This is a genomic window from Aerococcus sp. L_32 (genome assembly GCF_050689315.1).
On record NZ_JBOEQF010000074.1, the window covers coordinates 1 to 10622 of the forward strand.

Annotated in this window: 15 protein-coding genes; 13 read left to right on the forward strand and 2 right to left on the reverse strand. The window is 38.9% G+C overall.

Annotation, left to right across the window (positions count from 1 at the left end; genetic code table 11):
• From rimM to ACRCJ0_RS06495, 3 genes are all read left to right on the forward strand, one after another.
• The coding region (gene rimM, locus ACRCJ0_RS06485; protein ID WP_431389939.1) for a ribosome maturation factor RimM at window positions 1–303 on the forward strand (303 nt) is incomplete at its 5' end.
• On the forward strand, window positions 303–1040 hold the full coding sequence (trmD, locus tag ACRCJ0_RS06490) for a tRNA (guanosine(37)-N1)-methyltransferase TrmD (protein ID WP_048729487.1): 738 nt from the start codon (window positions 303–305) through the stop codon (window positions 1038–1040). The genes rimM and trmD, both read left to right, overlap by 1 nt.
• A 117-nt stretch (window positions 1041–1157) precedes the next feature.
• Complete coding sequence (locus ACRCJ0_RS06495) at window positions 1158–1595, forward strand: DUF2188 domain-containing protein (protein ID WP_431389940.1); 438 nt, start codon at window positions 1158–1160, stop codon at window positions 1593–1595.
• A gap of 71 nt (window positions 1596–1666) precedes the next feature.
• Here ACRCJ0_RS06495 and ACRCJ0_RS06500 read toward each other — a convergent pair whose 3' ends face one another.
• A complete protein-coding gene (locus ACRCJ0_RS06500) occupies window positions 1667–3175 on the reverse strand; it encodes a pyruvate kinase (RefSeq protein WP_431389941.1) in 1509 nt (502 codons plus the stop codon).
• A gap of 348 nt (window positions 3176–3523) precedes the next feature.
• Here ACRCJ0_RS06500 and rplS point away from each other — a divergent pair, with 348 nt between their 5' ends.
• A complete protein-coding gene (gene rplS, locus ACRCJ0_RS06505; RefSeq protein ID WP_004262406.1) occupies window positions 3524–3880 on the forward strand; it encodes a 50S ribosomal protein L19 in 357 nt (118 codons plus the stop codon).
• 101 nt (window positions 3881–3981) lie between these two features.
• Window positions 3982–5259: a ClC family H(+)/Cl(-) exchange transporter gene (locus tag ACRCJ0_RS06510; protein ID WP_431389942.1), complete on the forward strand. Its 1278-nt coding sequence runs from the start codon at window positions 3982–3984 to the stop codon at window positions 5257–5259.
• Window positions 5260–5434: 175 nt separating this feature from the next.
• Here ACRCJ0_RS06510 and ACRCJ0_RS06515 read toward each other — a convergent pair whose 3' ends face one another.
• Window positions 5435–6850: an aldehyde dehydrogenase family protein gene (locus tag ACRCJ0_RS06515; RefSeq protein WP_431389943.1), complete on the reverse strand. Its 1416-nt coding sequence runs from the start codon at window positions 6848–6850 to the stop codon at window positions 5435–5437.
• Window positions 6851–7146: 296 nt separating this feature from the next.
• Here ACRCJ0_RS06515 and ACRCJ0_RS06520 point away from each other — a divergent pair, with 296 nt between their 5' ends.
• The 8 genes from ACRCJ0_RS06520 to ACRCJ0_RS06555 all read left to right on the forward strand — a co-directional run.
• A complete protein-coding gene (locus ACRCJ0_RS06520; protein ID WP_431389944.1) occupies window positions 7147–8151 on the forward strand; it encodes a Gfo/Idh/MocA family protein in 1005 nt (334 codons plus the stop codon).
• A gap of 164 nt (window positions 8152–8315) precedes the next feature.
• A complete protein-coding gene (locus ACRCJ0_RS06525) occupies window positions 8316–8438 on the forward strand; it encodes a hypothetical protein (RefSeq protein ID WP_431389945.1) in 123 nt (40 codons plus the stop codon).
• 73 nt (window positions 8439–8511) lie between these two features.
• Window positions 8512–8580 carry a hypothetical protein gene (locus tag ACRCJ0_RS06530; protein ID WP_370737012.1) on the forward strand — a complete coding sequence of 23 codons (69 nt, stop codon included), beginning with the start codon at window positions 8512–8514 and terminating at the stop codon, window positions 8578–8580.
• Window positions 8581–8636: 56 nt separating this feature from the next.
• A complete protein-coding gene (locus ACRCJ0_RS06535) occupies window positions 8637–8783 on the forward strand; it encodes a hypothetical protein (protein WP_431389946.1) in 147 nt (48 codons plus the stop codon).
• 187 nt (window positions 8784–8970) lie between these two features.
• Entirely contained in the window at window positions 8971–9120 is a 150-nt protein-coding gene (locus ACRCJ0_RS06540) for a hypothetical protein (protein WP_431389948.1), read from the forward strand.
• Window positions 9087–9482, forward strand: a complete 396-nt coding sequence (locus tag ACRCJ0_RS06545) for an alpha/beta hydrolase (RefSeq protein WP_431389947.1) — start codon at window positions 9087–9089, stop codon at window positions 9480–9482. The genes ACRCJ0_RS06540 and ACRCJ0_RS06545 overlap by 34 nt, the downstream gene beginning before the upstream one ends.
• Window positions 9483–9638: 156 nt before the next feature.
• On the forward strand, window positions 9639–10112 hold the full coding sequence (locus tag ACRCJ0_RS06550) for a hypothetical protein (protein WP_016896846.1): 474 nt from the start codon (window positions 9639–9641) through the stop codon (window positions 10110–10112).
• 399 nt (window positions 10113–10511) lie between these two features.
• The coding region (locus ACRCJ0_RS06555) for a phosphoribosylaminoimidazolesuccinocarboxamide synthase (protein WP_431389949.1) at window positions 10512–10622 on the forward strand (111 nt) is incomplete at its 3' end.

The window sequence follows — 10622 nt, forward strand, 5'->3', positions numbered from 1 at the left end:
TTGAAGGTTGCGGGCACTGAGCGCGAGGCGGACGAATTGGATGAGAATGAGTTTTATTATGATGACATTATTGGTCTAGAAGTCTATACGACTGATGAGATTTATCTAGGCAAGGTGCGTGAGATTACGTCACTACCGTCTAATGATGTGTGGGCTATTCAGCGTCCAAATAAAGGGAAAGATATTTTGATTCCTTATATTGAAGATATTGTGTTAGAGATTGATTTGGATGATAACCGAGTTGTGATTGACCCGATGGACGGTCTGATTGATGATGTGGACGCGGAAAAGGGTGACGCCTAATGCAGATTGATGTATTAAGCCTTTTTCCAGAGATGTTTGAAGGTCCAATGAACACGTCAATTATTGGGAAGGCCCAAGAAAAAGGGGTGGCCAATATTGATGTGACGGACTTTCGTAAGTTTGCAGTAAACAAACACGGGCATGTGGACGATTATCCTTATGGCGGTGGTGCTGGGATGTTGCTACGGGTGGATCCGATTAATGATGCCTTAGAAGAAATTGAGGGTAAACATCCTGATACTAAAAAACGGGTGATTTTGATGGACCCGGCTGGTGAAACTTTTACGCAGAAACATGCGGAATCATTTGCTGAAGATGACCATTTAATTTTTATTTGTGGCCACTACGAAGGCTATGACGAGCGGATTCGGTCATATGTGACCGATGAAATTTCGGTTGGAGACTATGTACTTACTGGTGGCGAATTAGGGGCCATGATTGTGATTGATGCTACTGTCCGCTTGCTTGAAGATGCGGTGGGTAACGAGGAATCGATTACGGGTGACTCCTTCTCGACTGGTTTGTTAGAGTATCCACAATATACTCGCCCAGCTGAATACAAGGGGATGACTGTGCCGGATGTATTGATGTCTGGTAACCATGCTAAGATTGCTGACTGGAAGGGGAAAGAATCCTTACGCCGGACCTATGAACGTCGGCCAGATATGTTAGAAAATTACCCCTTAACAGATCAACAAGCTAAATGGTTAGAAGAAATTAAAGCAGAAACTGAGTAGGGCTGTTAAGAGTGGTCTATTGTGTGGGCCTCAGTTTCAAACTAGCTTCAACATAGATATGCTTTTTGTTTATTCACTATTCTTGATATAATATGAGTTAAGAATGGAGATGATGTTATGCCATGGGATATGCAAGATTATCCTGACAGCTTAAAAAACTTTAATGAGGTTGAACGCAAGAAGATTATTGAGATCATGAATGCTATGGAAGCATCGGGTTACAAAGAGGAAGATTTAATACCAATTGCAATCCAACAAGGTAAAGAATGGTATCAGAATGCTTCTGATAAAGAGATTTCGGAAGTTAAACAGGCAACCAATCCCAAAAAGAGCGATAAGCATGATACTGAATCGGCCAATCCTGATTTGATGGATGAGGACGTTCAAGTGAAGTATGATCATGAGCATGCACAATGGCAAGTGATTACCGTGAAGGCAAAGCGCGCTGCGGATACTTTTGATTTAAAAGAGGATGCCATGGAGCGGGCTAAGGAAATCGCTGATAACAAGGGGACAAAAGTCATTACCTATACTAAGGATGGTAAGCGACAATAACATGGATGCTATTGTAGTTAGCCATTATAAAAAACACCTACCTTTAGGTTATTAGAGGTAGGTGTTTATTTTTATTCGAAAATGGTATTGGCTACGTTTAGTTGCTTCATTAAGGCTGTCTTTTTGAATTGGTGTTCATCAATGTCTTCTAAAATTGACCGTAAGAGGTTGATCCCTTCGAGGATATGTTCACCTTTATTTAACATGACACATTCAGCTCGTGACCCCATAGACACATCGGAAATTTCAGCCCTGGAAGGTACACCTGATTTTACCAAGGATTCAAGCACTTGGGTGGCCCAAATTACAGGGATTTGTGCAGCCTCGCAGAACCAAAGAATTTCTTCTTGGACAACAGATAGTCGTAGATAGCCGACTTCTACAGCTAAGTCTCCTCTAGCGATCATAATGCCTGTTGGTCGGTAGCGGTTTGCTTCGATAATAATATTGATGAGGTTCTCAAAACCGGAGACGGTTTCTAGTTTGATAGTTGCCAGTTTATCTTGGTCTTCGGTTACTTTTTCTGCCATTACCTGATTAATATGGCGAACGTCGTCTAAGTCGTGGACGAAGGAGAAGCCGATAACGTCAGCAGCTTCTTTAGAAAAAGCCAAATCATCGATATCTTTATCGGTTAATACAGGGATATTTAACTCACGATCAGGGAAGTTGATGCCTTTTGTGGCTTTCACTTTCTTACCGTTTGATGCCATTTGGGTGATGCGAATTTTTACCCCTTCAGGATAAGTTTTTTGGACTTTACCTATAATTTTACCATCATCAAGTGACACCGCCTCATCAACCTTTAAATCTTGAATAATTTCTGGGATTGGACAGGATAAGACAATTTCACAATCATAAAAGTCTTTTAATGTCGTATCGCTTGTGAGGAAAAAACTATCTCCCTCATAAAGCTTGGGGTTTTGTAGGGTAGTATAGATGGCTTGAATTCGTACTTTAGGACCAGCAATGTCGGTAAAAATTTTAATGTCGCGCTCGTATTTCTTGCCAGCTTGATGAATATTTTTAACCATTTTCCGCCAAGTAGATACATCATCATGGGCACAGTTAATACGGGCTACGTCTAAACCAGCCTTTACCATTTGATCAACTAGGTCTTGGTCAGTGGCGGCTTCATTGGGCATGGTGACCATGATGTGTGAATAGCGGTTGTTAGCTCCTTGGCCAAAGAAATCTTTGGTGAGTTTGTCTAGGGTAGAGCCGTGCCCTTGACTGGTTTTCGTCATATGTTCAGGAATGTCAACTGTAGGCATGTCCGCACTTTTGGCGAGATGATAAGCGACTAAATCAAGGGTAGATAATACATGACCTTCGAGACGACCGAGTGAAGAAAGACCAAGGTTTCCCAGTTTTAATTGTAGCTTGCGGATATCTCGGCGACGAAGGGCAACATAATAGGCAAAATTTAAGGCTGCTTCTTTAAAATCTTCACGGAGGGTGGAAGGATCCCAGGATGCATAAATTTGTTGGCCATCCTTATAGACATTTTTACGTAAGTCAGATACTTCTAAATATAAATCTTTGTAAATATTGTTTATTTGTTGTTTGTCGTTTGTCATCACTTTGTCTCCTTTATCACTGATTTGTAACCGTTTCCTATTCACCTATCATTGTATCGTGAACCCGAGTAACTAACAAATATTTAGTTGTTGAGATTGGGGTGTTTTATTGAAAAAATTCCTATTAAGGATACATAGTCTGAAGATGTTACTTTAGAATAAAGCAGACGAGTGATCGCAAACCCTTATATAGGACTTCCACTATTTATAACAAGAAACTTTCAACTTTCTATTTACAATAAGTGATAAATTTGATATACTATTAAAGGTGTTGTTTCAACACATACTTTATGATATTCCGCTGTGGCAAAACTGCCATATGAGTGTTGTTGGAAGGAGAGAATCTAAATGAGTAATTTAATTGATCAAATCACTTCAGAACAACTACGTAACGATGTACCTGACTTCCGTCCTGGTGACACTGTTCGTGTACACGCGAAAGTTGTTGAGGGTGAACGTGAACGTATCCAGTTATTTGACGGTGTTGTTATCCAACGTCGTGGTGCTGGTATCAGCGAAACTTACACAGTTCGTAAAATTTCAAACGGTGTTGGTGTTGAACGTACTTTCCCAGTACATACGCCACGCGTAGCTAAAATTGAAGTATTACGTGAAGGTAAAGTTCGTCGTGCTAAATTGTTCTACTTACGTGACTTACATGGTAAGGCTGCACGTATTCCAGAACGTCGCCGTAAACAAAAATAATGCTACCACAGTAGCTATACAGAGAATCCCTACTGAGTTTAACTTGGTGGGGATTTTTTATTGGATTTACATTTAAAGAGCCATTTGTATCAGAGAGGGGCATGGTAGTGATGCATGAAGGGCGATTGAATTATCGTTTGGGTTTATTGAGTATTATTTCTGGTGTTTTAGTTGGGATAGTTGTCTCCCTATTTAGAATTGCGATTCCGTTAGTAATGGGCTTAGTAAGCGGGCTATTACAATGGGCCCAGGTTTCGTTTTGGCATAGTTTCATATTTATCCTAATTTTTGTGGTCGCTGGTTGTTTAGTGGCTTGGACGGTACAAAAAGAACCTATGATTGGTGGATCAGGTATTCCACAAATTGCAGGAAAACTGAGTGGGCAATTAAATTTTTCTTGGCCATCTGTCTTGTTTTATAAAATTGCTGGTGGGTTACTAGCGATTGGGTCAGGACTCACACTAGGACGGGAAGGTCCGTCAGTACAAATTGGGGCGGCAATCGGCCAAGGGGTAGCAGAAGTAAGCAAATCTTCTAAAGCGTCTACCAAATATTTGATTGTTGGCGCAGCAGGTGCCGGTTTAGCCACTGCTTTTAATGCGCCTGTTTCAGGTATCATATTCTGCTTAGAAGAACTATTGAGGAAAGTAACCCGCCGTGGTTTCTTGTCTGCCACTTTGACAATTATTACCGCAACCTTAGTTTCGGTGTCGCTAATAGGGGATGAAGCTGCTATTACGCTTCCTAGAGCTTTAAACATAGAAATAAAAACCTATCCGTACTTGCTCATTTTAGGGGTGCTTTTAGGCTTATCAGGTGTCCTATTTAATCATGTTATTTTGTGGTCTAAAGTTATTTATAGTCGTTGGCAGTTGGCACCTTTTTTGAAAATGGTTTTTCCTTTCCTAATGACAGGTGTGGTGTTATTATTTGATGCCCGCTTAATCGGCTCCGGTGAACAACTTATTTTATTGCCATTTTTAAATAATCCTAGCATGCTGACTTTGGTTTACTTATTTTTATTAAAATTGTTACTGCTTGGTGTGGCATTTGGTTCCGGAATACCTGGAGGCATCTTTTTCCCGTTATTATCTCTTGGTGCTTTAGTAGGGAATATTTATGCAAGTGGATTACATGCTTTAGGTTTAGTGGGTGCATATACGATTACTGTCTTTACGATTATTGCTATGGCCGCACACTTTGCGGCTATTGTTAGAGCGCCATTAACGGGTATTTTTCTAATATTAGAAATGACAGGGGGCTCTATCCAGTATTTACTCCCAATTGCCATTGTCACTTTTATTGCGTACTTTGTGGCAGAAATGTATCAATCTGACCCCATATATGAATCTTTATTAGGTTTGATGGTTAGTCATTGACGATGGTTTCTTTGGTGGTGTAGTGGTTTATTCACAGAACACGGAATAGATGACCTTATACCTATCAAAGATAGATTATAAAAAATTAAAAAACAGCTACTAGGTGATATCAGTCACCTAGTAGCTGTTTTTTTGTATCGAAAATTTGCTTATTTATTTTCTAAGATACTATCGCTTAATCTTCTAAGAAAATCGCTTTTGTTTCTAAGTAGTCTTCAACACCAAATAGACCGTTTTCGCGACCTAGTCCGGATTGTTTGTAGCCACCAAATGGCGCAAGCGGATTACGTTCTGATTTGTTTACAAAGATATTACCAGTTCGTAATTGCTTAGCTACTCTATAAGCATCTTCAGTAGGTCCAACTACTGCACCTGAAAGGCCGTAAATTGAGTCATTTGCAATTTCAATGGCTTCTTCTTCAGTATCGTATGTGATGATGACAAGTACAGGACCGAAAATTTCTTCTTGGGCAATTGTCATATCATTAGTCACGTTTGTAAAGACAGTAGGTGTTACAAAATGACCAGTTTCAATGGCTGGTTTTTTATCACCGACTAAAACTTTAGCACCTTCAGCTTTACCTTTTTCAATATATTCGAGTACTGTTTCCTTTTGATTAGCGGATACCATTGGGCCAACAAGCGTATTTGGATCAGCAGGATCACCGATAACAACGTTCTCTTCATAGAATGATTTTACTTCAGCTTCTACATCAGCTAATTCGTCTTTAGGCACTAACAGTCTCGTAAGTGCAGTACAAGTTTGCCCTTGGTTGTTTAAAATTGTGCCCATTGCTTTTTTAACTGCAAAGGATAAATCGCCGCCAGGTAAGTAAACTAACGCTGATTTACCACCTAGTTCAAGAATGATGTGCTTGATGCCTTTAGCAGCATTTTCATATAGCCCTTGACCAACTTCTGTTGACCCAGTAAAGGAAACAACGGCGACATCTTCATGTTCTGCTAGATAGTTACCAGCACCACTACCACTTCCAAGGATTAGGTTGAATACACCTTTTGGAAAGCCTACTTTTTCAGCTAATTCAAATAGTTTAACTGCAGTGAGTGGTGTATCAGATGCTGGTTTGACAACTACGGTATTCCCAGCTAATAAAGCAGGTGTGATTTTACGTTGAATTTGATTTAACGGATAGTTCCAAGGTGTGATTGCAGCAACTACACCATAACCTTCTTTAATGACTTTAGTATTACCAATTTGTTGCGTTAAATTGTAGTCTTTAATGGCCTCAACTGTAGCTGACATTTCATCAATGGCTAAACCAACTTGTCCTGACTCGGAAAAGGTCTTGGCAGCACCAAATTCTTCAACAATAATGTCACGAATTTCTTCTTTATGGGCTTTGATTTCAGCTAATAATTTTTCTACATAACCGGTTCTTTCTTCAAGAGATAGATTATTCCAAGCAGGAAAGGCTGTCTTAGCTGCTTCAACTGCTTGGTCAACATCTTCATTTGCAGAGTATGCGACTTGGGCAAACGTTTCTTCAGTTGTCGGGTTTTCTACTTCTTTGTATTCATTATTGGTAGGGGCTGTCCACACACCGTTAATGAAATTGTTATACTTTTTCATGAGAAATCCTCCTTAAAATCTTTTGCCTAACTATCTTATATGATAAAGGACATTTGAATAGCTGGCTAGTGAAACGAACTGGCGCTACCTTGTTCCTAATCGTTACCGGGGAGTTTGAAAGAGCCTTTTTATTCTAAAACAGCGACTTATCGGATACTTTGTATGAAATTAAAAAAAAAATAAAATTTGTGTCAAAAAGGGCTAGAATTTGTGGGTTTAGAGGCTTATAATTAGCTATCAGAAAACAATGTTAACACCTAATTTTGCGGTATTTTTAGGGTAATGGAGGGGTAGATTTGAAATTAGGGATAGCGGGGACTGGAAAAGTAGTTGAACAATTTTTACCGGTAATTGCCGAGTTGCCAGAAATACAAGTAACTGCAATTAGCTCAACACCCAAAAGCGTTGACAAGGCAATCGCCTTTCAAAAACAATATGGCATTGATCAAGTATATAGTGATTACAATCAATTTTTGACAGAAGCAGATATTGATACAGTGTATGTTGCCGTCATTAATAACTTACATTTTCCTTTTGCTAAGGAAGCCTTACTTCATGGTAAGCATGTTATATGTGAGAAACCTTTTACGATGTCACAAAAGGAATTAATCGAATTAGAACGACTATCCATTGATTACGATTTAGTATTGGCTGAGGCTGTAACAGGCCAGTTCGTTGAAAATTATGGTAAAATCCGTGAACTTTTACCACTTCTTGGAGATATCAAGTTAATTGAATGCAATTTCTCAAAATATTCGAGTAAGTATGACTCTTTCACAGCAGGTAACGTTTTACCGGCCTTTGATATCAAAAATGGTGGCGGTGCCTTAATGGATTTGAATTCATCCAATATACATTTCGTTGTTGGCTTAATTGGGAAACCAAAGAAAGTTACTTACTACCCTAACATCGAGAATGCTATCGATACATCTGGCGTTTTAATCATGGACTATGGATACACAAAAGCCGTATGCATGGCTTCAAAGGATTCTACAGGAAAAAATGGGGCAACTATTCAAGGTACTAAAGGTACTATTAGAGTCAATAGCGCTACTAATAGGGTCACTTCATTTGATATTTGGACAAATGATGGCTATACGGATCATTTTGAATTGAATACATGCGAGCATAAAATGGGCGCAGAATTTAAGATTTTTGCAAATTGGATTGATCATGAGGATACCATGTATGCAGAAGAACATTTAGCCCAAAGTTTAACAGTTATGGAAATACTAGATATGGCTATTGCTGATTCAAACCTAATAGAAGAACCGTTTTGGGAACCAAAACTAACATTTTAAAATTATCTAGGCCTGAATATTTTATTTGGGCTTTTTTTAATAAACCAAAAAATTGTCTTAGAGTGCGCTCCAGGGATTAGACTAGATTTACCTGGAGGTGGAAACATGAAAACACCTCATTAGGTGATAGTGAAGTAGTTGTTACTGAGATTGGTTTTGGCGCAATGGATATGTCCTTGGGCTATGGCGTAAGACCAAATAGACAGGACATGATTCAGGCACTTGGAAATGTTTACGAGATGGGTAATCACTATTCACCAGAAATGCAGGCCCGCGTAGGTTTATAACTATGTTTCTTAGGATACTGGGTAAGGTAGTTGGGTTTCTTTCTTGAGTTTATCTCGTCTTTAGCATATGAATATGAAAAAGGTCAGTGAAATCGCTGGCGTTTCAGCGGAGAGCATCCGTTATTATGAAAAAATTTACTAAGCCATCCTATTAAACGCAATGAGCTACCATTAGCCCTTAGCTGGACCAAACGTTCAATGGGATTTGACTATTTTGATGACTTTACAGATACCTTCATTGTGCAAAATGACTTTGTGGCGCCAAGCTCAGTAAAGCCAGGAAAAATTATTTTTTTATCTTTCGAATGGTGGCTTTTGGTTACAACCAACTTTATTGCACTTTAATATGGCACGCAAAGTCGCCAACCTGATAGGTCGGAAAGTGGTCATACCTATTTTCCAAAGGGTCCAACCCACAACGTTGTTGATGCCTACAAAATGATTTTAAAACGCTACTTATATTTAATCGAAGAGAAAGGGGATTGCCTCCAAAAATATTGCTATTCTTGGTGATTCGACAGGCGGTACTTTGGTGGCTTCCTTTATGCAGCAACTGGGTGACCATGAGTTGCCTTTGCCAAGCTCAGTAATCCTGATTGCTCCAATATTGGATGGGACATTGCAAAATTATCTAGTGGCTATGACCATGTGGCGTACGAACTCTTTTTACAACCGAAATTAATCGCGCTTAAAACAGAAACTTTCGCAAAACCTTTTCCGGCAATTAGCCCTTTAGTTTCGCCATGGTACGGATCATTTAATGACTTACCACCTATATTAGTCGTGAGTGGGACGAGAGATTTAACCTTGACTTACACACTTGCCTTGAAGGAAAAAGTTGAAGCTGAGGGATTACCAATTTATTTCGATAGCCATCAACTTTATTTCGATAGCCATCAACATATGGCCCATATTTTCTCAATTTATCCGGTTTCTGAAGCAGATGATGCGCTAGATATTATGGCAGAATTTGTAGCTAAGGTGCGAGAGCCGACGCCAAGAAAGGAAACGCAGTCCTTTTTGGAGGCTCGAACCCGATTTTAGTCTAGCTCAGGGGAGCTTACGCTGTAGTCTTTGATCGCCTAATGAATTGAAAGTGATAAATCTATGTAACTTTTGACCAACCTTGTTCTAGGATTCTAATGGGCTTATGTTACAATGATGATAGTAATGAACTTAGAAGATAAACGGAGGAATACTATGCCATCAATTGAACCAATTTTAGAGAAAATGTTTAACGATAAGAAAGTACCCGTTAAGAAGAATAAATTCAATGAAGACCAAGTGGTTTTCTCAGGTGCTTACCGTATTGCTGAAGATAAAACGATTCCTTTTAACGTAGTAGCACGTGAGTTTAAAGAAGGTTCATCCATAACGGAATACCAAATCACTTATCGTAAACTAGTCCAAGTAGAGGACTTTAATAACCAAACAAAAGCTTTAGCAGTGATTAATGAAATCAACTTGAAACGTGCAGGCTACTACACTTTAATCTTGACTGGTGACGGGGAAATTTACCTACGCTTATTATCAAGAACCACTGAAGATCCACAATTATTGTATGAATTAATGGTCTTTGGTTCAGCGACTGCACGTCTTGTGTACCCTGAATTAGAAGAGAAAATTAATGGTAAAAAGGTTGAAGTACTAAAAACCCAACCAAAAGCTGAATAAAAATTCGAATATATAAAAGCTAATCCGCCCCAAAATGTATGTCCAATATTACGTACAAGGGCAGATAGGCCGTCATAAGTGCGCAACTCACCGCACTTATGGCGGTCTTTTTTTGCCCATTTTTCCAGTTTCGTTAGCAAAATTTGCCAAAATACAAAAGTTGCATAATTTTTATCGACAACATTAAATTCTTAACAATAAGTGCATATAAAAAGTCGAATGTTCGTCCATAAGGGTCGTTTCCCGACCTAAATTAACTTTTTTCAATAAAATGTTCATCTTTAACTTGTCTTTACCCATAAAGTTCGTTAAGGTTAGCACATGGTTATCCGGAAAACGAATATTCCGAAATAATTCAATGGAAACGTATGTGTTTATGAAAAGGAGCGATTTTTAGCAATGCTTATTTATTCAGGTAAGACGAAAAACTTATTCCAAGATGATAACGGCCAATATTATTTCCAATTTAAAGACGATGTTACGGGTAAAGATGGGGTATTTGACCCAGGT

What these genes read in the sequence shown, in the direction of transcription:
- trmD (WP_048729487.1), top strand. Translation starts at nt 303, where the DNA reads ATGCAGATTGATGTATTAAGCCTTTTTCCAGAGATGTTTGAAGGTCCA.
- ACRCJ0_RS06495 (WP_431389940.1), top strand. Translation starts at nt 1,158, where the DNA reads ATGCCATGGGATATGCAAGATTATCCTGACAGCTTAAAAAACTTTAAT.
- ACRCJ0_RS06500 (WP_431389941.1), bottom strand. Translation starts at nt 3,175, where the DNA reads ATGACAAACGACAAACAACAAATAAACAATATTTACAAAGATTTATAT.
- rplS (WP_004262406.1), top strand. Translation starts at nt 3,524, where the DNA reads ATGAGTAATTTAATTGATCAAATCACTTCAGAACAACTACGTAACGAT.
- ACRCJ0_RS06510 (WP_431389942.1), top strand. Translation starts at nt 3,982, where the DNA reads ATGGTAGTGATGCATGAAGGGCGATTGAATTATCGTTTGGGTTTATTG.
- ACRCJ0_RS06515 (WP_431389943.1), bottom strand. Translation starts at nt 6,850, where the DNA reads ATGAAAAAGTATAACAATTTCATTAACGGTGTGTGGACAGCCCCTACC.
- ACRCJ0_RS06525 (WP_431389945.1), top strand. Translation starts at nt 8,316, where the DNA reads ATGGATATGTCCTTGGGCTATGGCGTAAGACCAAATAGACAGGACATG.
- ACRCJ0_RS06535 (WP_431389946.1), top strand. Translation starts at nt 8,637, where the DNA reads ATGGGATTTGACTATTTTGATGACTTTACAGATACCTTCATTGTGCAA.
- ACRCJ0_RS06550 (WP_016896846.1), top strand. Translation starts at nt 9,639, where the DNA reads ATGCCATCAATTGAACCAATTTTAGAGAAAATGTTTAACGATAAGAAA.